This is a genomic window from Lentzea sp. NPDC004782 (genome assembly GCF_040609115.1).
GTDB lineage: Bacteria > Actinomycetota > Actinomycetes > Mycobacteriales > Pseudonocardiaceae > Lentzea.
Map to the genome: position 1 here is coordinate 127,517 of NZ_JBEXJN010000001.1, position 23,322 is coordinate 150,838.

The 23,322-nt window shown below is 68.8% G+C and carries 20 protein-coding genes; 14 read left to right on the forward strand and 6 right to left on the reverse strand.

Going from position 1 to position 23,322, the window contains the following annotated elements:
• Positions 1-43: 43 nt before the first annotated feature.
• Both ABZV40_RS00585 and ABZV40_RS00590 read left to right on the forward strand, forming a co-directional pair.
• The gene (locus ABZV40_RS00585; RefSeq protein WP_355433730.1) at positions 44-925 is read left to right on the forward strand and encodes a VOC family protein; all 882 of its coding nucleotides are present in this window, start codon (positions 44-46) and stop codon (positions 923-925) included.
• A gap of 11 nt (positions 926-936) precedes the next feature.
• On the forward strand, positions 937-1,710 hold the full coding sequence (locus tag ABZV40_RS00590; RefSeq protein ID WP_355433732.1) for an SDR family oxidoreductase: 774 nt from the start codon (positions 937-939) through the stop codon (positions 1,708-1,710).
• 55 nt (positions 1,711-1,765) lie between these two features.
• Here the strand turns inward: ABZV40_RS00590 and mdlC are convergent, their stop codons facing one another.
• Positions 1,766-3,343 (reverse strand): benzoylformate decarboxylase, encoded by a 1,578-nt coding sequence (mdlC, locus tag ABZV40_RS00595; protein ID WP_355433734.1) that lies wholly within the window; start codon positions 3,341-3,343, stop codon positions 1,766-1,768.
• 166 nt (positions 3,344-3,509) lie between these two features.
• On the opposite strand from mdlC, the gene ABZV40_RS00600 reads away from it, so the two are divergent.
• Genes ABZV40_RS00600 through ABZV40_RS00625 form a run of 6 tightly spaced genes read left to right on the forward strand, consistent with a single transcriptional unit; the run spans position 3,510 to position 9,310 of the window.
• The gene (locus ABZV40_RS00600; protein ID WP_355433736.1) at positions 3,510-4,859 is read left to right on the forward strand and encodes a Rieske 2Fe-2S domain-containing protein; all 1,350 of its coding nucleotides are present in this window, start codon (positions 3,510-3,512) and stop codon (positions 4,857-4,859) included.
• On the forward strand, positions 4,852-5,409 hold the full coding sequence (locus tag ABZV40_RS00605) for an aromatic-ring-hydroxylating dioxygenase subunit beta (protein ID WP_355433738.1): 558 nt from the start codon (positions 4,852-4,854) through the stop codon (positions 5,407-5,409). Before ABZV40_RS00600 ends, ABZV40_RS00605 begins: the two co-directional genes overlap by 8 nt.
• Before the next feature lie 13 nt (positions 5,410-5,422).
• Positions 5,423-5,659: a hypothetical protein gene (locus ABZV40_RS00610; protein ID WP_355433740.1), complete on the forward strand. Its 237-nt coding sequence runs from the start codon at positions 5,423-5,425 to the stop codon at positions 5,657-5,659.
• Positions 5,656-6,513, forward strand: coding sequence for an FAD binding domain-containing protein (locus ABZV40_RS00615; RefSeq protein ID WP_355433742.1), 858 nt, complete (start codon positions 5,656-5,658; stop codon positions 6,511-6,513). Before ABZV40_RS00610 ends, ABZV40_RS00615 begins: the two co-directional genes overlap by 4 nt.
• Positions 6,513-6,989 carry a (2Fe-2S)-binding protein gene (locus tag ABZV40_RS00620; RefSeq protein ID WP_355433744.1) on the forward strand — a complete coding sequence of 159 codons (477 nt, stop codon included), beginning with the start codon at positions 6,513-6,515 and terminating at the stop codon, positions 6,987-6,989. The genes ABZV40_RS00615 and ABZV40_RS00620 overlap by 1 nt, the downstream gene beginning before the upstream one ends.
• Positions 6,986-9,310, forward strand: coding sequence for a xanthine dehydrogenase family protein molybdopterin-binding subunit (locus tag ABZV40_RS00625; RefSeq protein WP_355433746.1), 2,325 nt, complete (start codon positions 6,986-6,988; stop codon positions 9,308-9,310). Before ABZV40_RS00620 ends, ABZV40_RS00625 begins: the two co-directional genes overlap by 4 nt.
• A gap of 112 nt (positions 9,311-9,422) precedes the next feature.
• Here the strand turns inward: ABZV40_RS00625 and ABZV40_RS00630 are convergent, their stop codons facing one another.
• Genes ABZV40_RS00630 through ABZV40_RS00640 form a run of 3 tightly spaced genes read right to left on the reverse strand, consistent with a single transcriptional unit; the run spans position 9,423 to position 12,597 of the window.
• Positions 9,423-10,112, reverse strand: a complete 690-nt coding sequence (locus ABZV40_RS00630; RefSeq protein ID WP_355433748.1) for an alpha/beta fold hydrolase — start codon at positions 10,110-10,112, stop codon at positions 9,423-9,425.
• Between the two features lie 35 nt (positions 10,113-10,147).
• Entirely contained in the window at positions 10,148-11,317 is a 1,170-nt protein-coding gene (locus tag ABZV40_RS00635) for an NAD(P)/FAD-dependent oxidoreductase (RefSeq protein ID WP_355433750.1), read from the reverse strand.
• The gene (locus ABZV40_RS00640; RefSeq protein WP_355433752.1) at positions 11,314-12,597 is read right to left on the reverse strand and encodes an MFS transporter; all 1,284 of its coding nucleotides are present in this window, start codon (positions 12,595-12,597) and stop codon (positions 11,314-11,316) included. Before ABZV40_RS00640 ends, ABZV40_RS00635 begins: the two co-directional genes overlap by 4 nt.
• A gap of 143 nt (positions 12,598-12,740) precedes the next feature.
• Here ABZV40_RS00640 and rraA point away from each other — a divergent pair, with 143 nt between their 5' ends.
• On the forward strand, positions 12,741-13,235 hold the full coding sequence (gene rraA, locus ABZV40_RS00645; protein ID WP_355433754.1) for a ribonuclease E activity regulator RraA: 495 nt from the start codon (positions 12,741-12,743) through the stop codon (positions 13,233-13,235).
• 39 nt (positions 13,236-13,274) lie between these two features.
• Positions 13,275-14,231, forward strand: a complete 957-nt coding sequence (locus tag ABZV40_RS00650) for an XdhC family protein (RefSeq protein ID WP_355433756.1) — start codon at positions 13,275-13,277, stop codon at positions 14,229-14,231.
• Here ABZV40_RS00650 and ABZV40_RS00655 read toward each other — a convergent pair.
• Together ABZV40_RS00655 and ABZV40_RS00660 are read right to left on the reverse strand one after the other, a co-directional pair.
• Positions 14,221-15,579, reverse strand: a complete 1,359-nt coding sequence (locus tag ABZV40_RS00655; RefSeq protein WP_355433758.1) for a methyltransferase — start codon at positions 15,577-15,579, stop codon at positions 14,221-14,223. The genes ABZV40_RS00650 and ABZV40_RS00655 overlap by 11 nt on opposite strands.
• Positions 15,563-16,849 carry a condensation domain-containing protein gene (locus ABZV40_RS00660; protein WP_355433760.1) on the reverse strand — a complete coding sequence of 429 codons (1,287 nt, stop codon included), beginning with the start codon at positions 16,847-16,849 and terminating at the stop codon, positions 15,563-15,565. Before ABZV40_RS00660 ends, ABZV40_RS00655 begins: the two co-directional genes overlap by 17 nt.
• Positions 16,850-17,031: 182 nt before the next feature.
• Between ABZV40_RS00660 and ABZV40_RS00665 the strand changes: the two genes are divergently transcribed.
• The 4 genes from ABZV40_RS00665 to ABZV40_RS00680 are packed head-to-tail and all read left to right on the forward strand — an operon-like array spanning position 17,032 to position 23,164.
• Complete coding sequence (locus ABZV40_RS00665) at positions 17,032-17,823, forward strand: aminoacyl--tRNA ligase-related protein (protein ID WP_355433762.1); 792 nt, start codon at positions 17,032-17,034, stop codon at positions 17,821-17,823.
• A gap of 12 nt (positions 17,824-17,835) precedes the next feature.
• Positions 17,836-18,882, forward strand: a complete 1,047-nt coding sequence (locus tag ABZV40_RS00670; protein WP_355433764.1) for a MupA/Atu3671 family FMN-dependent luciferase-like monooxygenase — start codon at positions 17,836-17,838, stop codon at positions 18,880-18,882.
• Entirely contained in the window at positions 18,879-20,459 is a 1,581-nt protein-coding gene (locus ABZV40_RS00675) for a condensation domain-containing protein (RefSeq protein ID WP_355433766.1), read from the forward strand. Before ABZV40_RS00670 ends, ABZV40_RS00675 begins: the two co-directional genes overlap by 4 nt.
• Positions 20,456-23,164 carry a condensation domain-containing protein gene (locus ABZV40_RS00680; RefSeq protein WP_355433768.1) on the forward strand — a complete coding sequence of 903 codons (2,709 nt, stop codon included), beginning with the start codon at positions 20,456-20,458 and terminating at the stop codon, positions 23,162-23,164. Before ABZV40_RS00675 ends, ABZV40_RS00680 begins: the two co-directional genes overlap by 4 nt.
• The last annotated feature ends 158 nt before the right edge of the window (positions 23,165-23,322 follow it).

Genomic DNA, 23,322 nt, shown 5'->3' on the forward strand with positions numbered 1-23,322 from the left:
TTTCGTGAACGGAGTTTCTCCAGTGATCACCCATGTTCGGCACGTGGGCCTTGGCGTTCCCGATCTGGCGCAGGCTCGCGAGTTCTACGAGAAGCACTGGCAGTTGGAGGTTGTCGGCACGGACGACGATCGCGTCTACCTCGGGGCGGCCTGCCCGGAGAGCCACGTGCTGCGGCTGCGCGCGACCGACGAGTCGAGGGTCGACCTGCTGTCACTGGCCGCTGAGACCCGCGCGGACGTCGACGCCGTCGCCGCGCGGGTGACCCGGCACCCGGAGGCGCGGCTGATCAGCGAGCCCGGCGTGCGCCAGGACCTGGGTGGTGGTTACGGCGTGCGGTTCCTCGACTGCGACGGCCGCACCGTGGAGGTGGCGATCGAGGTCGCCCGGCGGGAGTTCGTGCCGATCGGCCACGAGGACAGTCGACCGAAGGCGATCAGCCACGTCGTGTTCAACACCAGCGACATCAACAAGACCCGTCTGTTCTACGAGTCGGTGCTCGGCTTCAAGGTGTCCGACTGGGTCGAGGACTTCTTCTGCTTCATGCGCACCAACGAGGTCCACCACCTGCTCGCGTTCACCAGCTCACCGCACCACTCGCTCAACCACATCGCCTTCGAGGTCAACGGCCTCGACGAGTTCATGAGGGCGACCGGCGGCATGATGCGGCGCGGCCACCAGCCGGTGTGGGGGCCCGGCCGCCACGGCGTCGGCAACAACACGTTCTCGTACTTCCGCGACCCCTCGAGCGGGTTCGTCATGGAGTACACGACAGAGCTGGAACTGGTCGACGAGTCGTGGACCCCGACGGTGCACCCGGCAGGCGACACCGACCGATGGGGCACGTCCAACGAGCTCGACGACACGGTGCGCGCTCTGATGCGCGGCAAACCCGACGCGGGACTGTGGACACCACCGCCGCGGTAGCAGGTTCCGCAGTGGCGAAGGGAGTGAAGTTGTCGTCCAGCAAGGACTTTCCGGTTGCCGTGGTGACCGGTGGCGCCTCCGGGATCGGGCGCGCGGTGGTGGCGGACCTGACAGACCACGGTTACCGCGTCGTCTCGTTCGACCAGGACACCACGGTGTCCGATGGCGAGGTCGTCTCCTTTGTCGGCGACGTCCGCAGCCCCCGCGACAACGAGCGCGCGGTGGGCCTCGCCCTGGACGAGTTCGGGCGGCTCGACCTGTTCGTGGGCAACGCGGGCATCCACGACGGTGGCGGAACGATCGCGGACCGGTCGGCCGAGGACCTCGCGACGCTGGCCCGTCGCGTGTTCGACGTCAACGTGCTCGGGTACCTGCTCGGGGCGCACGCAGCGGCCGAGCCGCTCACCCGCAGTGGTGGCGCCATGGTCTTCACGTTGTCCGACGCGTCGTTCGTCGTGACCGGCAACGGCGCCGGCGTCGTGTACACCTCGGCGAAACACGCTGCGCTGGGCCTGGTGCGGCACCTGGCCGCCGAGCTGGCGCCGCGCGTGCGGGTCAACGCCGTCGCGCCCGGCGGTGTGGTCACCGGGCTGCGCGCGGCCGACGGTGGCGAGGTGTTCACCGAACCGGAACCGATCCGCGAGCGCATCCGGGAGGTCAACCCGCTCGGGGTGGTCCTCACGCCCGAGGAGCTGGCGCCGTTCTACCGGTTCCTCGCAGGGCCGGAGTCGGTGGGCATGACCGGTGAGGTGCTGCGTCCGGACGGCGGTCTGTCCGTCCGTTGAGGCACCGTGAAAAAGCGCGGTTCCCCTGATGGGAGCCGCGCTTTTTCGTGGTACCTCAATAGACCTGGACCTCCACCAGGTGCGGGCCGTCTCCGGCGAACGCCGCCCGCAGCGAGCTCGCCAGCTCTTCCGGCCTGCTCACCCGGCTCGCGGACACACCATGGCCTCGCGCCAGGCTGACGAAGTCGATGGCGGGCAGCGACGTGCCGACGGGTTTGCCGATGTCAAAGCGTCGCGCGAAGTTGTCGACCGTCGCGTACGAGCTGTTGTTCACGATCACCACGGTCAGGTGGGTCAGGCCGAGCTGGGCCATCGACCACAGCGACTGCACCGAGTACATGCAGGCCCCGTCACCGATGACCGCGATCACCTGCCGGTCCGCGCGGGCGAGTGCGATGCCTGCCGCCGCCGGCATCGAGTAGCCGAGCGTGCCGCTCGGCGTGGTGTAGAAGCTCTCCGGCTGGTCCATGAGCAGTCGTTCGAACATGACCGGCCGGGTGCTCGGCGCCTCCTCGACGATCACGCTGTCGCGCGGCCTCAGGTCAGCGATGGTCTGCACGAGCAGTTCCGGAGTGATCGGACCGTCCGGGGACGCCACGATCCGCGGCGGCAGCACACGGCGTGCGGGAACGGAGCGGTCCGCGGCGGGAGTGAGGGCCAGCAGGTCTCGCGCTCCTTGGCGAACCGAGGTGATCACCGACGTGCCGGTCGGCGCCCACGAGGCCTGCGCGGGGTCGTCGACGAGTTGGAAGAGCCGCGTGCCCGGTGCGAGGACGGGACCGGGCGACTCGACGTGATAGGTGAACGCGGGAGCGCCGAGCACAACGACCACGTCGTGCTCCGCGAGAGTTTCGGCGAGCTTGTCACGCACCGGGGGCAGGAAACCGGCGAAGAGCGGGTGCGTCTCGGGAAACCCGCACCGGTACGACATCGGTGCCGCCCACACCGCGGCTTTCTGGCTCTCCGCGAGCGCGACCACGTCACCGAACGCCATGTCCCGGTCGACGCCCGCGCCCACCACGAACGCCGGGTTCCGCGCGATACCCAGGGCTTGCGCCACCGAGGCCAGCGCAGACGGGTCGCCACGCAGCACGGAGCCCGGCACACGTGGTTCGACGAGGTCGGCGGGCTGGTCCCAGTCGTCCACCGGCACCGACACCAGCACAGGCCCGCGTGGCGGCGTCATCGCGACGTAGTAGGCGCGGGCGATCGCGGCAGGAACGTCCTCTGCGCGCGCAGGTTCACGGCTCCACTTCACGTACGGCTTCGGCAGCTCCGCGGGCTCGTCGGAGTACAGGTACGGCTGGCCGGTGAGCATCGACCGGGCTTGCTGGCCCGAGATGACGATGAGCGGCGTCTGGTTGCGGTGAGCGTTGAAGATCGTGCCCATGGCATGCCCGACCCCAGCCGCCGAATGCAGGTTCACCACTGCTGCGTTGTGCGTTGCCTGGGCGAAACCGTCGGCCATCGCCAGTGCGATCGACTCCTGCAAGCCCAGCACGTAGCGGAAGTCGTCGGGGAAGTCGCGGTAGAGCGGCAGCTCGGTGGAGCCGGGGTTGCCGAAGATCGTGGTGCAGCCATGTGCGCGCAACAGCTCAACGACGGCCTCGCGCACGGTCGGACGAACGGTCATTTCCTTTTCCCCCAATAGATCGTGAACCGGTTCGAGAGTAGGTCTGTCCAGGTGTCTGGTGAACTCCGGTGACGTCTGTGCAGACACTCGGACCAGCCTTATCGTTGCGGCGAAAGAGATTTCTTGCGGTCCAAAGGCGACAGAGGGGTGGAGTGGGGTGTCGGTGATGACCGAGGGGGACGGAAACCGGCAGGTGTTCCTGCCTGATCGACGCGCGTTCGCCGACGACGAGATCCTCGAGGTCGAGCTGGAACGCGTCTTCAAGAAGACCTGGCAGTTCGTCGGGTTCGAGTCCGAGCTGCCTGACGACGGTGACTACGTCGTTCGCCAGCTCGGCAACGACAGCGTGATCGTGTGCCGTGACGAGGACGGCGTGGTCAGCGTACTGCTCAACTCCTGCACCCACCGCGCGACCCGCCTGTGCCGGGCCACGTTCGGCAACGCGGCGCATTTCCGGTGCAGCTACCACGGTTGGACGTTCGCGAACGACGGCCGACTCGTCGGCGTGCCGAACGTCCGCACGCATTATCCGCGCGACTTCAGCAAGGAGGCCCACGCGCTGCGGACCGCGAACGTCGCTGTGCACCGCGGGTTCATCTTCGCGACGTGGGACCACGACGCCGTCCCGCTGGAGGAGTATCTCGGCGACTTCCGCTGGTACCTGGACGCGATGCTCGATCTCGCGGGCGGCGAGTGGGAGGTGTACGGCCCGCCGCAGCGGTCGGTCATGACGGGCAACTGGAAGGTCGTCACGGACAACTTCGCCGGAGACGGCTACCACATGCAAACCACCCACCAGGCTGCGTTCGACCAGGGCGTTTTCGGTGACACGCTCGCGAGCGGAACGTTGGGGCGCAACGACGTCGAGCTGGTGGCGTTCAACATCGGCACCGAGCACGGGCACACCGTGCGTGCCGGTTACGTGCTGGAGAACGGCCAGCACGTGATGGATGCCGAGATCGACGAGCCGGTCTACATCGGCTACCCGCGCGAGATCTGGCCGGCGTTCAGCGAGGGCCAGACGAAGGAGCAGATCCGCTTCAACTCTCACCTCGAGGTCGTGCACGGCTCGGTTTTTCCCAACGCCGCCTTCCTCTCCGTCTCGCACGACCGGGTGCTCGGCAACGAAACCGACCCGCTGACCAAGTACTTCGTGTGGCGCGTGCACGTCCCGGTCGACGCCAGGCACACCGAGTGTCTCTATTGGACGCTCGTGCCGAAGATGATGGACGACGAGTGGAAGAAGCGGTCCTACGCCTTCCAGGCACGTTCGCAGTCCGCCGGCGGCCTGCTGTTCGAGATGGACGACTTCGAGAACTTCGCCCGCATCGACGCGTCGGTCAGCGGCAGCGTGGCGGACACCGCACCGACGAATCTGGAGCTGGGGCTCGGTCTCGGCGTGCACGAGCCGGACTTCCCCGGGCCGGGGCACGCCGAACGCGTGCTGCTGTCCGAACACAACCAGCGCAATTTCTACCGGCGCTGGGCGGAGATGATGGGGGACACCGATGCTTGAGCACCTGGAACCCGCGGTGAAGGACTCCCGTTTCCCCGAACGCGGTGCCCGTCGCAGGGATCTCACAGCCGCAGTGACCGAGTTCCTCACCGAGGAGTCCGCCGCACTCGACGAATGCCGGTACAACGACTGGCTGGACCACCTCGCGGATGGGTTCATCTACCAGGTTCCGGTCCCGGTGCTGCGGGAGGACCCGAGCCTGCCCAGGCACAGTGACCACGCGATGTTGTTCGAGGCCACCAAGAACGTGCTCTCGCTCAAACTGGGGCGCATCGGTCTGCGGCACGCGTGGTCGGACCGGCCAGGAGGAACGGTGCGGCACTTCATCGGCACGGTCCGTGCGTTCGACACGACGGACGAGCGCCGGATTCGGGTCGACAGCAACATCCTCGCCTCGTGGAGCCGCGGACGCGGCGAGACGGCGCTGGTGAGCGCTGCTCGTCAGGACCTGGTGACACGCGAGCAGGACGGCGAACTGCGGTTGTTGCGCCGACGGGTGCTGCTCGACGTCGAGGTGGCCACGCACGAACAACTGTCCATCATCTTCTAGCCGGGAGAAACCGATGAGAGGTCTTGCCTGGGACAGCCCGGACCGGCAGGAGATCGAGTTCTGCCGGATCACCTGCGAGTCTGCGGCGGTCACCGTCTCGACGTTCCCGACCGGCAACGGGCTGAGACTCAAGCTGCACTCCGAGCGCTCCGGCGACGAGGTCCTGCTTGACGCGACCGTGCTCGAAGCGTTGTGCCACCTCACCCCCGCCCGCGCGGCGGAGATCGTTCGGGAGAGGACCGAGCGATGAAGCCCGCCGTGTTCGAATACCAGGAGCCGCGCAGCCTCGGGGAAGCGGTCGCCGTGCTGGCCACGCCCGGCCGCGAGTGCGTGGTGCTGGCGGGCGGCCAGAGCTTGGTGCCGCTGCTGAACCTGCGCCGGGTTCGCCCCCGCATCGTGGTGGACGTCAACCAGGTCCCCGAGCTGACGGGCGTGCACATCACGGACGACGTCGTCCGGATCGGCGCGATGACGCGACTGCGTGACATCGAACGGCACGCGGGGCTGCGGTCGGCACTGCCGGTCCTGCCCGAAACCGCGGCGCTCGTGGCGTACCCGCAGATCCGGACCCGTACGACGATCGGGGGATCGTTGTGCCACGCCGATCCGGCAGCTGAGCTGCCGACGCTCGCAGTGGCACTCGGTGCCCGGCTGCTCCTGCGATCGGCCCGCGGCGACCGGATCGAGGACGCCGAGTCGTTCTTCGCCCCACCGGGCACCTCGCGCCGGCCAGACGAGCTGCTCACCGAAATCGAGCTCCCACGGCGGCAGGGCTTCCGGTTCCGCTTCGAGGAGGCGACCCGCAGCGGTGGCTTCCCACTCGTCGGCGTGTGCCTCGGCGTCCGTGTCGACGAGCGAGGTCTGGTGGCCGAAGCGCTGGTAGCGGCTGGAGGCGTCGCTGAACATCCAGTGCGTCTGCCCGCCGGGGAACGGCTGCTGCACGGGCGCGACCTCGCGGGGAACGTCGACGACGTCGTGTCCGCCGTATCGGCGGTTCTGACGCCACCGACGAACACACACGCGACCGCCGGCTACCGGCACGCGTTGCTCAGAACGCTGCTGCGCAGGGCGGCTGCCGCACTGGCCACAGGAGGCGGGAACTGATGGCGCACAAGGAGATCACGGTGACCGTCAACGGGGTCACCAGTACCAGGACGGTAGAGCCGCGCACGCTGCTCAGCGACTTTCTCCGGCACGATCTGCGGCTCACCGGCACGCACGTCGGCTGCGAGCACGGGGTGTGCGGCTCGTGCACGGTCCTGCTCGACGGCGCCGCGGTGCGGGCGTGCCTGGTGCTCGCCGCACAGGTCGACGGTCACACCGTGGAAACCGTCGAGTCGCTCGCGGACGAGGGCAGGCTGTGTGGCGCGCAGCGGGCCGTCATGGAAGAACACGGTCTGCAGTGCGGATTCTGCACACCGGGAATTCTGATGAGCATGGCTGCCGCAGAGCGCGACGAGCAGACTGCGGACGAGGTCGTGTCGACAGTCTTGCAGGGCCACGTCTGCCGCTGCACCGGCTACCTCGGGTTGCGGGCGGCGATCGAACGCCACTTCCGCGAACGGGAGGCAGCACGATGAGCGAGAGGTTGATCGGCGCCTCGGTGCCGCGTCTGCACGACGAACGCCTGCTGCGCGGAGACGGCCACTACGTCGACGACATCGACGCCATCGGCGCGTTGCACGTCGCCTTCGTCCGCAGTCCCGTCGCGCACGGCCACGTCACGCGGTTCGACGCGACGGCGGCGTTGCGGGCGGGGGCGGCGCTTGTGCTCGGCCCCGACGACATCGCGCGGCTCACCGGCCCGCTGCCGACGATCTGGCGGATACCCGGCCAGCACCTCGGGGAGGTCGAGCTCGCCGCTCACACGGTGCGCTATGTCGGCCAGCCGATCGGCCTAGTCGTCGCGCGCGACCGGGCGAGCGCGGAAGACGCCGTCGAGCTCGTCGAGATCGAGATCGACCCGCTGCCACAGGTGATCGGGATCGACGCGGCGCTCGCCGACGGCGCACCGCTGGTCTACCCGGAAATCGGCACGAACGTGGCAGGCGAGATCCACTTCGGTGCTCCGGTCGAAGATGTCGACAAGGCCGTCACCGATGCACCGCACGTGGTCGAGCGTGTGTTCGACGTGCAGCGGATCTGCCACAGCCCGATGGAACCGCACGGTTTGCTCGCCGAGTGGGTGCCGAGCGTCGGCAGCATGACCGTGTGGATCAGCACGCAGGTCCCGCACGTCGTCAGGACGGGGGTCGCCGCCGGTCTGCGGCTGCGCGCCGATCAGGTTCGAGTCGTCGCGCCGGACGTCGGAGGCGCGTTCGGCGGCAAGGCCGTGCTGTCGGTGGACGAGACGCTCGTATGCCTGGCCGCCAAGGTGGTCGGCGGCCGCGTGAAGTGGATCGAGGACCGCCGCGAGAACCTCACCGCGAGTTACCAGGGCCGGGGACAACGCGCCCACGCCCGGCTCGCACTGGACGCCGACGGCCGATTCCTCGCGCTGCACACGTGGATCAAGGGCGACCTCGGCGCGTACCCCAGCCAGGCGGGCAGCGGACCGTTCCAGGTCGCCGGCCTCACCGTGGAGGGTCCATATCGCTTCGAGCTGGCCGCGGCGACCGTCACGGCTGTGTACACGAACACGGTTCCCACTGGCGCCTACCGCGGCTACGGGATGCAAGAGTCCTCGTGGATCCGGGAACGCCTGATCGACGACGCGGCCCGCGAGCTCGGGCTGGATCCGGTGGAGTTGCGCCTGCGCAACATGATCAGCCCCCGCGAGCTGCCGCACACGACGCACACCTTCCTGACCTACGACTCGGGTGACTACCCGGAGGCGTTGCGACGGGCGGCGGAACTGGCAGGTCAACGCCGAAAGCCGTCCACCGGCCGGATCCGCCGCGGCGTTGCCGTGACCTCCGCGGTGGAGGTCACGGGTTTTGCCCCGTCGGCACTGCTGGAGATGTTCGCCATCGACATGGCCGGCTGGGAAAGCGCACGAGTCCGGGTGAACGAGGACGGCACCGTCACGGTGTTCGCCGGCGTCATCTCGATCGGCCAGGGTGTGGAGACCGCGTTGGCGCAGATCGTGGCCGAGCAGATGGGCGTGCCGCTGGACTGGGTCTCGGTGCAGCTGGGCGACACCGCGACGTCGCCGTACTCGAACCTCACGTCGCAGGCCAGCCGGTCGGTCACGCTCGCGGGTGGTGCGCTGATGCACGCCGGCGAACGCATGCGGGCGAGGATGCACGCGCTGGCCGCCGCGCACCTCGGTGTGGCGGTGGAGGACGTGAAGCTGGACGGTGCGGTGTTCCGATCGAGCGAGCGGGAGACGACCTGGCGCGAGGTCGCTCATCGAGGCTGGATGGGTTGGGGCCGCCCCGATCCCGACCGCATTCAGCTCGAGGAGGTTGTCGACTTCGATCCGCCCGCGATCACCTTCGCCCACGCGGCGCACGGCGCGGCGGTCGCGGTCGACCTCGACACGGGCACGGTGACCGTCGAGGACTACTGGTCGGTCAACGACAGCGGCGTTCTGGTGAACCCGCGCATCGCCGACGGACAGATCGTCGGTGGCATCGCGCAGGGGCTCGGCATCGCGCTGCACGAGCAGGTGCTGTTCGACGACGCGACGGGTGCGCCGCTGACCACCACGTTCGCCGACTACCACCTGCCACGCTCGAAAGACGTGCCGGATGTGGTGGTGGAGCACAGGGTGACGCCCAGCGCTCACAATCCCGGGGGCTTCAAGGGACTGGGAGAGGGCGGCACGATGCTGCCGCCCGCGACCGTGGCGAACGCCGTCGCCAACGCGGTACCGGAGATCGCCGGGTCGCTGACGGTCACGCCGCTGACTCCGCAACGGGTCTGGGAGCTGCTTTCCGACGCGGGGCTGGCCGGCTGACAGCACGGCGAAGGGCCTGGGTTCCGGTGCAACCCCCAGGCCCTTCGCCATGTTCAGGAAACCCGCCACACCTGCACGTACTTCGAAGCGGGATCGCCGTCACCGGCGGTGTTCAGCCGCGGATCGCATCCGCCACGGCTTTCGCTGATCCCAGCAGCAGGTTGTGCCCACCGGGCAGCGTGGTCAGCTCGAATCGGCCAGTGGTCCACGCACCCCAGGCCTCGGCGTCCTCGACGGCCACCGCGTGGTCCTCAGCGCCGAGCAGCGCGCGGATCGGCGCCTGGATCTTCCCCGGCGTGCTCCGGTAGCAGCCGGCGGACCGGTAGTCGGCGCGCAGCGCGGGCTCGACGAGCGCGCTCAGCTCCGGATCGCCGACAACCGCGGGCGGCAGATAGCCGTCACCCGCGACCTTGGCGAGGAACTCGTCGGTCGGTAGCCGCCACGCCGTCTGCTCGGGCATCCGGTCCGGCGCCCAGTGCCCGGACACGGTGAGCATCGCGACCGTGCCGAGCCTGCGGGCGGTCTCGAACGCCACGATCGCACCCGAACAGTGGCCGTACAGGTGAACCACTCTGCCCGCAGCGTGGTCCCCGATCTGTTCGGCGAGGCCGTCCGCGAGCGTCGCCACGTCGCCGATCGGCTCCTCGTCCATGCGCGACTCCCGGCCGGGAAACCGGACCGCCACCGCGTCGAGGTCACCGCTCAGGTCCTTGCACAGCGAACGAACCGCGCTCGCGCCCGCCCCGGCGTGCGGAACCGCGTACAAGACCCGGTCCAGGGCGTGTGAATCGGAGATCTCCACCAACCACCGATGGTTCGTCCTGTCATTCCCCATCTCTATCCCCCGATCATGCGAGCCAGGTTGGCCGGTGCGAAGAACTGCTCGATGCGCCTGCCACCCACGAACATGCCGAGCAGCTCACTCGCGGTGGCGGGGTGCGCCGCCGCGGCGGACAGCACGTGGTCGAAGTCGTTCACCGGCCGCAGAGCTGCCTGGCCGCAGGTGAACTCGAAGGAGGCGGCACGGTCGGCATTGCGCCGAGCCTCGTAGCGGGCGAGGCCGCGCTCGATTCGCACACCTCCGTCGAGCGCACGCAGGATCGTGCGGGACAACTGGTCCGCGTCGGAGAACGCGTTCGAGATGCCGTGGGCACCGATCGGGTCCTGGTGGTAGCCGGCGTCGCCCGCCAGCACCCAACCGGGTCCGTGCGAACGCCGGTGGTAGTTGCGCAGGTTCGTGGCGACCCGGACCCGGCTCTCCACGCGGCAGCCGCGCAGCCGGTCGAACTGAGCCAGCGAATCCAGGTAGATCTGCTCGCCCGGTTGTTTGCGGGAGAGGAAGTCCTGGCGCGGCAGCACGAGCCCGACCACGGTGAGCCCGTCGTGGGTCGGCCACATCGAGACTCCGCAACCGGGCCGGATCGTGGTCTCGACACCGGACACGTCCAGGCCCGACCAGTACGCGTAGCTGGTTGCCGTCAGTGCACCGCGGTCATCGGCCGTGGCCGCGCCGACCGCGCGCGCGATCGTGGAGTTGCGCCCGTCCGCGCCGACGACGAGCCGGGCGCGTTCGGTGAATCCCGCGCCGGTCACGCCGACCACCGCGCCGTCCTCCCAGACGACATCGCTCACGGCGACGCCTTCCCGCACCTCCACCCCCGCCTCCACGGCCGCCCGGACCAGCAGGTTGTCGAGCACGAACCGGCGTGGTGCGCAGGTGACCGCGGTGGCTCCCGACGCGGTGGTCGGCACGCCGGAGAGCACGACGTCGCCGAAGTCCATCCGCACCTCGGTGATCGGTGGGCAGCCGGTCGCGAACAGGTCGTTCAGCAGGTTCCACTCGGCGAGCAGGTCGATTCCCTGTCGCAGGACCCAGTGAGTCGACATGGTTTCGCTGGGGAACCGCGACCGGTCCAGCAGCAACACCGAACGTCCTGCGCGGGCGAGCAACATCGCCAGCGGCGCACCCGCGCACCGGGCGCCGACCACGATCACGTCGTAGCTCATCGGCGTTCCCGCGTGACGTCGCCGTTCTCGTTGCGCTCCACCGGTTTGACCTCGGTGGCCACCGGCGCCTGCCGCACGGTGCGGTTCGCGGTCGTCGCGATCGCCAGGAGCACCAACCAGGCGGCCGACGCGAACACCATCGAGTCGGGGCCGATCGCCGCGAGCAGGAAGCCGCCGAGCAACGCACCGAGCGAGCCTGCGCCGGTCACCAGAGTGCTGACCGCGCTGTGCACCCGGCCCCGCAGGTGATCCGGGGTGATCGAAAGACGGTAGGTGCTCATCGCGACGCCGTAGATCGGCGCGATGATCGACTCCAGCAGCGCGACCCCCGCGAGCAACCACGGGTTCGGCGCGAACGCGTAGAGCGGGAACGCGAGCGCCTCGATCCACAGCATCACCGCGGCCACCTTGCCGAGCGGGTACTTCTTGGTGATCCGCGACGACGCGAGCGCGCCGATCAGCGCGCCGACCGCGGCGCCGCTGAACACGACGCCGATCTCCAGCGGGGACGACTGCAGCCGGGTCGCGAGCATGATGATCAGCAGATACCCGGCGCCATAACGCAGGTTGTCGCCCGCCTGAATGAACGCCAGAAACCGGATCACCGGCTGTTTCCACACCCAGCCGAGCCCGTCGCGAATGTCGGCGGTCAGCCTCGTCGGCGTCGGCTTCAACTGCTTCTCCGCCTGGAACTCCGTGTCGATGAAACGCAGCGCGAGTGCGGAGATGAAGAACGAAACAGAGTTCATCAGGAAAGGAACGGTGCGCCCGATCGCGTAGACCACACCCGCGAACGGCGCGCCGAATATCCGGATCGTGTTGACGGACGACTGAGCTGCGCCGAGCGCACCGGGCAGCTGTTCGGCGGACACGACATTGGGCATCGCGGCACTGTTCGCGGAATTGAACAACGTGGTAAGAATGCCGGTCAGGATCGCCACGGCATAGAGCTGCGGCATTCCGAGCAGGTCCAGCCACAGTGCGACGGCCACGGTTCCGGTGAGCACACCGCGAAGGATCTCGCACCAGATCATGGTGCGCTTGCGGTCCCATCGATCAACCAATGCGCCCGCTACCAGTCCGAACAGCAGGTAGGCTGCGGTGTGCAGACCGAGCATCAGGCCGGCCTGCGTCGGCGAGCCGGTGAGTGCGAGCACCACGAGCGGCAATGCCAGATCCTGCACCTGGTTGCCGACGAACGAAACCACTTGACCGCTGAGCAGGAGCAGGAAGTTTCGATTTCGCCAGATGCCGCGCTCGTCAGTCCGATCTGCGTTCATCGTCGTCCTTTGTGGATCAGGAATCGCTGCAGAAAGCTACCGGCGGAGCGTAGCAGCAGGTGGGAACCGATCAACTGCGCGACCACGTGGACCCTGGACGGCAATATGGTGACCGGCACGAGCACTGAAAGGTGATGTCAATCGTGACTGAATTCAAGTGCACGGCGGATCTGGTTGACGAGTACGGCGATCAGGTCGAGGTGTGCGACACACAATTCCGCCAGTTCGGCGGGCGCGTCGTTTTCAGCGGCCAGGTCCGCACGGTCAGGTGCTTCGAGGACGTCGGACTGTTGTGGGAGGTGCTGCGCACGCCCGGCGACGGCTGCGTCCTCGTCGTCGACGGCGGCGGCTCGGTGCACTCGACGCTGATGGGCGGCCTGATCGGCGAGTCGGCCGCGCGGAACGGCTGGGCGGGTGTCGTGATCAACGGTGCCGTCCGGGACTGCGCGGAGCTGGCGGAGCTTCCGATCGGAGTCCGGGCGGTCGGCGTCAACCCGCGGCGCAGCACCAGGACGGGCGAGGGAGAGGCGGACGTGGTGCTCACCTTCGGCAACGCCACCTTCCGGCCGGGCGACACCCTCGTCGCCGACGAGGACGGAGTGGTTCTGCTGCCCGCCGGCACTGTTCAAGTGAGCTGAGTCAGCTGTTGCACACCAAGTCGATCCTGGAAGGCGCTCATGCGTGATCTGGCTGACTCGTTGCTCTCCTGGGACCGCTTCGCGGTGGCCTCGGTGGTGTCCGTGCGCGGCAGCGCGCCGCGGGACGTCGGGGCCGCGCTCGCGGTCAACACCGATGGCGAGGTCGTCGGCAGCGTCTCCGGCGGTTGCGTCGAGGGCGCGGTCTACGAGCTCGCACTCGAGGTGCTCGTCTCAGGTGTCCCGCGGCTCGCGACGTTCGGATACTCCGACGACGACGCCTTCGCGGTCGGCCTCACCTGTGGCGGCGAGCTGGACGTGCTGGTCCAGCGCGACACTCCGGAGATTCGCGAGGCGCTGCGAGCGGCACGTGACGGCCGGCCGGCAGTCCTGCGCCGCAGGCTGCCCGGCACCGAATGCGAGTTCGTCGAAACCTGGCTGCCCCAGCCTCGTCTGCTGGTCTTCGGTGCGATCGACCACGCGAGCGCTGTCGCGACGATCGGCAGGTTTCTCGGCTATCACGTGACCGTGTGCGACGCGCGCCCGATCTTCGCCACGCCGCAACGGTTTCCTGACGCGCACGAGGTCGTCGTCGACTGGCCGCACCGGTACCTCGCGAACACCACGACGGACTCGCGCACCGCCGTCGTCGTGCTGACGCACGACCCGAAGTTCGACGTCCCGGTGCTGATCGAGGCGCTGCGCACGCCGCTGGCGTTCGTCGGCGCACTCGGCTCGCGGCGAACCCACGCCGAACGGCTGGAGCGCCTCCGGGAGGCAGGGCTGACCGGCGCTCAGCTGGCGCAGCTGCGCTCCCCGATCGGCCTCGACCTGGGTGGACGTTCACCGGAGGAGACAGCGGTGTCGATCGCGGCCGAGCTGGTCGCCCTGCGGCACGGCGGCTCGGGCCTGCCACTGACCGACCTCGACACGCCGATCCACCGCACCACCGCGGTCCCCGACGGCATGTGCCGCCTCCGGCCGCACGTCAGCCGATGACGGCGGGAAGTTCGGGGAGCACGACCACGCTCGCCGGAATCTCGTGCTGCGGCAGGGTCTCCTGCAGGTAGCCGCGAATCCGCTCGCTGATCCGCGGGCCCACCTGGGCCAGCAGCGGGTTGTTCACGTGTTGATGCACGGAGCGGGCCGGCGAGACCTCCTGCGCCCAGCGCGCAGAGCCGGCCGGACGCAGCGCGACCCGGTATCGGCCGTTGTCTCCTGACCACGCGATGTCCGCCTCGAACCCGCGCGACCGCGCGAGCCCCCACCAGTCTTCGGGGTCGATGCCGTCCTGCTGGACCGGCCGGAGAGCGTCGACCTGCGCCGAGCCGCGAGCGTTCTTCAGTGCGACGAGCCAGGCGTTGATCGATGACAGACGCGCATTGGGCACGTTGTCGATGACGAGTCCCTCCGCAGGGATCTCGACGGCGTCGAAGTCGCCGGCCCATTCGACAACGGCGGGCCGAGGTGCGGAGGCGGCACCGCCGACGTGCAGAACGACGTCGTAGCGGTACTGACTCAGCTCATTGCGGTAGGCGCCGCGCTTGAGCATCACCTCGACATCGGTGATCGCGGGGATCTCGGCGCGCAGCAACGAGAAGAGCTCAGGATCCACCACCAGCTCCTGCTCCTGCTCGGCGCGTTGGTGCATCCGTTCACGCAGCTGCGCGACGATGAGCCCAGGTTCGGCGCGGGCCAGCTCGACCTCGGCGCAGAACGCCTCCTGCAGCCGAAGCGGGCGCAGGTCGCCGAGGAACACGGTGCCACCCGGCCGCAGCAGCGCCACTGCTTCGGTGATGACCTGCCTCAGGTACCGGACGTCCGGGAAGTACTGCACCACCGAGTTCAGCACCACGACGTCGAACGACTCGTCATGCAGGCCGCGGAAGTCGTTGGCCTGACGGTGCAATAACCGCACGTCGGAAGGTACCCCGGGAACCACGTTGCGCCGCACGTAGTCGAGCGCGGCCGAGGAGAAGTCGGTTGCCCAGTAGGCACTCGTGCGAGGTGCGATCCGTGACAGCAGCAGGCCTGTGCCGCATCCGATCTCCAGCACTCGCCGCGGTTTGTGCGCGAGAACTCGATCCACGGTGGACTCCACCCAGACCCGCATCTCGGCGTCGGGCAACGGCTCACCGGTGAAGCTGCTGTGCCAGCCGACGATGTTGAAGTCCGCCTCGCCCGCTTCCGCTCCCCATTCGTACGTGCCCTCGAACAGGTCCTGCCATCCTGAGACGCGATCGTCCGCGCTGTGATCGCGCGGCACGACGTAGATGGCGTCCGCACCGATGCACGCGTCGGCCACGTCCGGGTGCTGCCGCAGCACTGCCTCAATCTCGCTGTTCACCAGTTCCGCTTTCCGTCAGCGCGTCAACCGCCCGCTGCTCCATCGACTCCAGAAAGGAGACGGCGTCCGAAGTGGACATGACGAGGGTGTCGAACCTGAGCGACACCTGGACGTTTCCCGAGTAGTTGTGCGCCCTGAGGTAGAGCCTTCGCCCACGGCGGTCCTGTGCGCGTCCGGGTTTCGTGGTGATCCGGGTCCTCGTCCGCAACGCGCCGACGTCGTCCGGCACAGCCGGCGCGACGTCGGCCAGCACGACGTTGACGGTGCGGGACAGGTCGATCTCCGTGCCGCGTTCGCGCGCGGCTTCCTCGACTGCGGCCGCGGCGTCGACCGGGTCGTACCTGCCCGCCGCGTAGGCAGGCAGCAGCGCACGCCACGTGTGCCGGACGAGGTCGGCGAAGGTGGGCCCGGAGACGTCGATCGTCACCGGGACGTCCTGGACGTAGGTCCCAGTCGCCGTTTCCTCCTCCGGACTGAGGCGGTTGCGGCAGCAGACGGTGAAGCAGCAGAGGGGATTCCCGCCGAACTGCGCGGCGGTGAGTGCCAGGAAGATCGCCGTCTGGCTGACCTCCAGCCGCTGTGACAGCACGTAGGTCGCAGCCGCCATGACATCGGACTCGAACAGCACCTCCTGGAACCGCGGTGTTCGGGGGACCGCGTCTCCCAGAGGCAGCACGGCGGCAGGAGCCTGCGCGAGCTGCTTCTTCCAGTAGCGGATCGCACGGTCCGACGTTTCCTTCGCACCGGCCTCGCGCTCCGCCTGGTCCACCGGCTGCAGTCGTTCCAGCGGTGCGATGCCCGAGGCCAGGAACCGCTCGATCTCGGTGGACAGGTTCGCGATGTCCCAGCCGTCAGCCGTCAGGTGGAACACGACAGCGACGATGTGGCGAGGCCGGCGGTCGGCCGTCACCACCCCGAACCGGACGGGGAGCTCGTCGGTGGCGAAGGGAATGCGCTGCAGCTCGGTCGCGAACGCAACCGGGTCGACCGCGTCTCGCACCTCCACCCTCATCCGACCGGTCGAGACGACGTTCTGGAACGGCACTCCGTCGGCTGACAACGGAAAGGTGGTGCGCAGCGACTCGCGCGCCTCCAGCAGGACTCGGACGCAGTCGAGCACCTCCGGCATCCCGGCGGTCTCCGGCACGTCGACGACCAAGCGCATGTTGAAGTGCTCGTGCCGAGGCGCGAACCACTTCGCCTCGTCCCAGATCCACCGCTGGCCCCACGTGAGGGCGGACGTCCGCGCGCTGAGCCCGGAAAAACGCAACTCGTGAAACGTGGATGAATCCGTCACGCGAGATGACTTTTCACATTCCCGGGATGCGGGTCAACTGCGCATCGGCGGCAGTTGAACGGCCGCCGGCACGTCTGGCCAAACAGCACCGACCAGCCCTACGGTGACGAACGCCAGACGACAAGAATCTTCGGGTGGGGGCAGTGGTGGCACCCTTGTCACAAATTCGCGAGGCCGAGACGTGGGGTGTCCCGCTGTCTTCCAGCCAGAACGAGAAAATCACGAACGGACTGCGCACGGGTATCTCGGCGCTGTTCGCAGCCGAACGGCAGGAGCACTTCGTCGCCCCTCCGGTCATTTCCCGCGCGACCTCGGAGCGCTCCGGATACCCCAAGTCCTTCCCCCACCTGCTGGGAACCGTCAGCGGCGAGGAGGGTGCCACCGACCTGGTGCTCACATCCGCGGCGTGCCACCACCTCTACCCGCTGATGGAGGGCCACGTGCTCGACGGGCCGAGGTGCCTGAGCGTCGAGGCCACCTGTTACCGCGGCGAACAGACGTCCGAACCGGGACGGCTGCGGTCGTTCCGCATGTACGAGGTCGTGCGCTTCGGGCAGCCGGGCGCGGTGGAGAAATGGCGCGACCGGGCACTGCGGGCGGCCGAGGGGTGGTTGTCCTCGCTCGGACTGTCGACGCACACGGTCCCGGCGACCGACCCGTTCTTCGGGAGCACGGGCGAGTTTCTCGCGCACACCCAACGCGAACAACAGCTCAAATGGGAGATCACCGCGTGCGTGGCGAACGGGCTGCGACAGGCCATCGCGTCGGCGAATTACCACAAAGAACACTTCGGGGAAGCATTCAAGGTGAGCAACACGGACGGCTCCGCAACGCACAGCGCCTGCGTGGCGTTCGGATTGGACCGCATCATTCTCGCGCTCCAGGACGTGCACGGCGAGGAAATTTCGCAATGGCCCGCCGGTGTGCGGGCGCGTCTTTCGCTCTGATCGGGGAAGCGCGTGGAATTCAGTCTCTTCTACTTCGCGGACAACAGCATCGACGTCGGTGCGAGCGGCTGCTACGACCTCCTCCTGGAGGGAGCGAAGTTCGCTGACGAGCGCGGTTTCGCTGCGGTGTGGACGCCGGAGCGTCACTTCCACGCCGTCGGTGCGCCGTACCCGAACCCGTCGGTGACCAGCGCCGCGGTGGCTGCCGTGACCGAACGGATCTCGATCCGCGCAGGCAGCGTCGTGCCGGCGCTGCACCACCCGTTGCGCATCGCCGAGGAGTGGGCGGTCGTCGACAACCTCTCCCGCGGCAGGGTCGGCATCTCCTTCGCCTCGGGGTGGGATCCGGTGGACTTCGTGCTGAGGCCGGAAACCTACGCCGACCGCAGGAAGGTCGTGCTCGACGCGGTGCACCAGGTGCGCTCGTTGTGGCGCGGGGAAAGCCTGCAGACGCTCGACGGCCTCGGCAAAGCGGTCGCGGTGCGCTCCTACCCCCGGCCGGTGCAGCCGGAACTGCCGGTCTGGTTGACCAGCGCGGGTTCACCGACGACCTTCCGCGCAGCGGGCGAGGCCGGGGTCGGTGTGCTCACCCATCTGCTGGGCCAGACCGCGGACGAGCTCGCGGAGAAGATCGCCATCTATCGCAGCGCGCTCGCTGACCGGCCCCACCACGACGGATGGCCCGGCCACGTTGCTCTCATGATCCACACGTTCGTGGGAGACGATCCCGACGTCGTGCGGGAGACCGTGCGCGCGCCCTTCATCGCCTATCTGAAGGGCAACTTCGACCTGCTTGCCCGGTCGTCGGCGGACACGTTGCAGGGCCTCGACCTAGGCAAACTCAGCGACAAGCACGTGGACTTCCTCGTCCAGCGCTCATTCGACAGGTACTACGACACCAGCGGGCTGTTCGGCACGGTCGAGCAGGCAAGCGCGATCGTCGAGCAGGCACGCGCGGCGGGTGTCGACGAGCTGGCCTGCCTCATCGACTTCGGCGTGCCCAAGGACGCGGTGCTCACCGGACTTGAACACCTCGACCGCCTGCGGGAGAACTCATGACTGCACACGACGAACTCCAGTCGGCCCTCGCCGGGATTTGGAGGGAGACGCTCGGGGTGGCGTCCATCGACCCCGACGACCACTTCTTCGACCTCGGTGGGAACTCCATCTCCAACGTCCTGATCAGCAGCCGGGCGAGAGAGCTCGGCATCCCGCTGACGACGCGCCTGCTGTTCGACAACCCCACGGTTCGTCTGCTGAGCGCGGCGCTGCTCGAAGCGAACCCCGCTCTGGCGAGCGGCGGGTGGGCGCACAGGAGCACGATCCCGTTGTCTCCGTACCAGAAGAGCTTCCTCGAGCACCCGTGCGAACCGGAGGTGATCGAGCTGCACGGGCAGCGCGAGCTCGATCCAGACCTGCTCCGCGCCGCCCTCACCGCGGTGTCCGCACGCCACGAGGCGCTGCGGTTGCGGTTCGTCAACGGCCCGACGGGATGGACGCAGAGCCTCGCTGACGCGGGCGAGCCGGTCGCGTTCATCCGCGGTTCCGGCGACGATCTCCGAAAATCCGCTGCGGACCAGCTCGACATCACGCGTGGCCCGATGCTGGCAGCCCTGCTCGACACCGACGAGGCGGGTCACTTCCTGCTGGCCGTGCACCCGCTCGTCGCCGACCGGACCTCCCAGGCACTTCTGCTGGACGAGATCGCGCTTGCCTACGAACAGCTGGCCGACGGTGAGCCGCTCACCACTCCGCACGCTGCTGCCCCGTTCAGCCGGTGGAGCAGGCGCCTGAACGAGTGGCTGGGCGAGGCGGAGGCCGACCGCGAGCTCGCCTACTGGCGGGGGCTCGCACCCAGCGACAGCCGACCGTCGGACACCGGGTCCTCGTCGAACGCGCGGGTGACCGTGCAGGTCGAACTCGACGAGGAGCGGACGTCAGCGCTGCGCGACACGCTGGCCCGTCAGCCGTTGGTCGACGAGATCGACGTGTTGCTCGCCGGTGTCGCCGACGCGGTCAGCCGCTGGACCGGTGACGCCAGGACGCATGTCGACCTGGACTGCGACGGCAGGCGCGGGTTTTCCGATGACCAGGACTTCTCGGCGACGGTCGGCGCCTGCACGACTGTGTTCCCGCTCGTGGTCGACGTGGGCGGCACTGAGGCCGGCGAGCAGGTGAGGGCCGTTCGAGCCGCGCGGCGAGCGGTTCCGCGCGCTGGAGCGGGCCACGGCGCGCTGCGCCGACTGAGCCTCGACCCGACCGTCCGCGAACAGATGGCGGCATTGCCGGTGCCGGAGATCCGCGTGCGATTCCTCAATGACGACGTGCCCGCTCTGTTCGGCGAGCGGGTCGTCACGGACCCGGCGGGTACACACCCCGTGGACGTCACCGCGCGGATCCACGCCGGACGCCTGCAGGTGTGTGTCACCAGGAGCGCTGACGTACTGGCCCACCATCCCGTCGACTGGCTGGCAGACGCGATCGTCGCGCGGATGGAAGAGATCGTCACCGAGCTGGGCCGCGGTCCGGCGCATGCGCACTCGACGGAGGACTTCCCGTTGGCGGGACTCGACTCCGAGCAGCTCACCGCGCTGCTGAAGGACCTCGCCACCGACGAGGACGCGACGGCACGATGAGCCCAGTGGTCGAAGACGTCTACCGGCTGACCTCGCTGCAGGAAGGGCTGGTGCTGCACTGCCTGCGCGACCCCGACCCCGAGCTCTTCGTCGGACAGCTGGCGTGCCGACTCTCCTCGGAGTTCGACCACACCGCGCTGCTGCGCGCACACACCGCGTTGCTCGAGGCGCATCCCGTGCTGCGCACCTCGTTCCACACCGGGACGAACGGGCAGTTGTCGCAGGTGGTGCACCGGGATGTGGCAGCGCCGACGCGCTCGTGCGACCTCACGTCGCACCGGGACCCGGAAACTGCGCTCGTGGAACTGCTCCGCGACGACCGCGGACAGGGGTTCGATCTGAAACGCCCAGCGCTCAGCAGGGTGACCCTGGTGAAGATGCCGGGAAGTCGCGACGTGCTGGTGTGGACCTTCCACCACCTGGTGCTGGACGGGTGGAGCGCGCACCTGGCGCTGAACGACCTGCTGGACGCCTATGACGCCGTGTGCCGTGGCCGGGAAGTGCGTCTCCCCCACCGCCGCCCGTACCGCGACTACGTGGCGTGGCTGGGGCGCCAGGACCCCGTCGACGCCGAGGAGTGCTTCCAGTTCCGGCTGGGCGACGTCCGCACGCCGACCGTGTTGCCGGACGTCGTGCGAGGTGCACAGCAGGAACGCTACGCGGGCCAACGGATTGGCCTCTCACCAGAACGCACGGAGATATGGCGTGCGGCGGCACAGCGCGCGCGGGTCACGCTCAGCACCCTGATTCAGGCCGCGTGGGGGCTCACCGTCAGCAGGTTCAGCGGCGTGACCGATGTCGTCTTCGGCACGACGCTCGCTGTTCGTCCACCCGAGCTGGAGGGGGCGGACAGGATGGTCGGCCTGCTGCTCAACACACTGCCGACGCGCATCCGGGCGACCCCTGAGCGGAACGTCCTCGACTGGCTGTCCGACGTCCACAAAGGACAACTGGAGCTGCAGCAGCACGCGTGGGCTCCGCTGTCGACCGCGCTCGCCTGCACCGGCGTCGTGGGAGGGCTGCCGTTGTTCGAGACCACGGTCGTCGTGGAGAACTACCCGATCGACAGTTCCGGCTGGCGGCAGTCGGCCGCGATCGAGCGCATCGACTACCACCAACGGGCCAACGATCCGCTGACCCTGCTGGCGATCGAGGGCCCCGGTCTTGACTTCGTGCTGTCGCACGACCGGACCCGATACGCCGACGACTTCGTCCTGCGGCTGCTGGACCACGTCGTCGACACCCTCAACGCGCTGGCCGAGGGCCTGGACGGCACACTGGCCGACCTCGTGACGGTTCCGCGGTCCCCGTCGGCTCCGTCCGGCGACGACGGAGAACCGATGGCGTTCCAGGTGAACAGCACGGTGATCTGCGGACACCAGCGGCTCAGGCACGACGAGTTGGAGTCGCGCGCGAACCAGGTCGCGCACTGGCTCCTCGGCGCAGTGGACCGGGCACCCGTCGAGGTGCGCATGCCGTGCTCCGCGGACAGCGTGGTCGCCGTGCTCGGGGCCCTCAAGGCCGGGCGTCCTCTCGCCTTCGCGGGCGGCACGGCGCGCGTCCGGCTGGACGACGCGACCGTGTTCGCGGGACAGCCGACGACACCTCCGGACGTGGACGTGCTGCTGGACGATCCGGCCTGCACGTGGACGGACGTCGCCACGCACAGGGACATCCTGCGCGCCGCTTCCGACGTCATCGAGCTGTGCGAGATGACCGCGGCTGATGTCATTCTCTCGCTGGCTCCGCTGTCATCGGTCACCTCGGTGGCGTACCTCATCGGCTGTCTCACGGCGGGAGCGACGTTCGTCCAGGCAGGAGATCGGCTCGACGCCGAGGAGATCTTCGGGGCGATGGCCAGACATGGCGTCACCTGCGTAGCCGGTGTGACGCCGCACGACCTGCGCCGGTGGGCGCCCGGCACCCGGCCGAGCACCGTGCGGGTCGTGGTCTGCGACGGTGACGGCGTCGAGGTCCAGGACCGTGCGACCGGGCTGTTCGGGCCGCACACCCGCGTGGTGGACCGGTACCTGCCGCTGGCGTGGCCGATTCGATCCGCCGTGCGGGCGAACGGAACTGTCGACGGTGACCGCTTCGTGGTGCTGGACCACGCGCTCAACCCGGCGCCGATCGACGCAGTGGGCGATGTGCACGTGGACGGCCACCGCACGGGCGACCGCGGCCGACGCACACCGGACGGCACGATCGAGCTGCTGGCGGCCGCGACCGACCCGTCGGTCATCGCGGCGAGGCTGCGTTCACACCCGCTCGTCACGGACGCAGTGGTGTCGTTGCAGGGCGATCGCCTGGTCGCCCACGTCGTTGCCGGCACCGAGAGCGTGGTGGACGAGCTCCGGCGTTCGGCGGGTGACATCCCGGTGGTGCGTGTCGCACAGATACCGGTTGTGCCTTCCGGTCAACCGGACACGGCAGCCCTTGCCGCGATCGGGCTTCCCGACGAGCACGACGACACCCCGGCCACCGACGACGAGATTGCCGTCGCCGGGATCTTCGCCGAAATCCTCGGCGTACGGCGGATCGGGTTGCACGACTCGTTCTTCGACCTGGGCGGGAGGTCGCTCGACGCCCTCAGGATGATCGCGCTGGCGAGTGACGCACTCGGCGCGGAGGTGCCGATCGAGGCGCTGTTCGACGCACCGACGGTGTCGGGGATCCTGCTCGCCGTCCGGAGCCAGAACCCGTGAGACGTCCCGAGGTTGTCGTTCGAAGCAGCCGCGCAGCTCCGGCGGCAGGTGCGGGTGTCACCCTGCTGCCGGACGCGGCCGGCCACAGCTGTCGATGCCAGCAACCCGGTTCTGGAGTTCGCGAGCAGGCATGACCGGCACGAGCTGGTCGAGAGCTG

What these genes read in the sequence shown, in the direction of transcription:
- mdlC (WP_355433734.1), bottom strand. Translation starts at nt 3,343, where the DNA reads ATGACCGTTCGTCCGACCGTGCGCGAGGCCGTCGTTGAGCTGTTGCGC.
- ABZV40_RS00600 (WP_355433736.1), top strand. Translation starts at nt 3,510, where the DNA reads ATGACCGAGGGGGACGGAAACCGGCAGGTGTTCCTGCCTGATCGACGC.
- ABZV40_RS00605 (WP_355433738.1), top strand. Translation starts at nt 4,852, where the DNA reads ATGCTTGAGCACCTGGAACCCGCGGTGAAGGACTCCCGTTTCCCCGAA.
- ABZV40_RS00610 (WP_355433740.1), top strand. Translation starts at nt 5,423, where the DNA reads ATGAGAGGTCTTGCCTGGGACAGCCCGGACCGGCAGGAGATCGAGTTC.
- ABZV40_RS00615 (WP_355433742.1), top strand. Translation starts at nt 5,656, where the DNA reads ATGAAGCCCGCCGTGTTCGAATACCAGGAGCCGCGCAGCCTCGGGGAA.
- ABZV40_RS00620 (WP_355433744.1), top strand. Translation starts at nt 6,513, where the DNA reads ATGGCGCACAAGGAGATCACGGTGACCGTCAACGGGGTCACCAGTACC.
- ABZV40_RS00625 (WP_355433746.1), top strand. Translation starts at nt 6,986, where the DNA reads ATGAGCGAGAGGTTGATCGGCGCCTCGGTGCCGCGTCTGCACGACGAA.
- ABZV40_RS00635 (WP_355433750.1), bottom strand. Translation starts at nt 11,317, where the DNA reads ATGAGCTACGACGTGATCGTGGTCGGCGCCCGGTGCGCGGGTGCGCCG.
- ABZV40_RS00640 (WP_355433752.1), bottom strand. Translation starts at nt 12,597, where the DNA reads ATGAACGCAGATCGGACTGACGAGCGCGGCATCTGGCGAAATCGAAAC.
- ABZV40_RS00650 (WP_355433756.1), top strand. Translation starts at nt 13,275, where the DNA reads ATGCGTGATCTGGCTGACTCGTTGCTCTCCTGGGACCGCTTCGCGGTG.
- ABZV40_RS00675 (WP_355433766.1), top strand. Translation starts at nt 18,879, where the DNA reads ATGACTGCACACGACGAACTCCAGTCGGCCCTCGCCGGGATTTGGAGG.
- ABZV40_RS00680 (WP_355433768.1), top strand. Translation starts at nt 20,456, where the DNA reads ATGAGCCCAGTGGTCGAAGACGTCTACCGGCTGACCTCGCTGCAGGAA.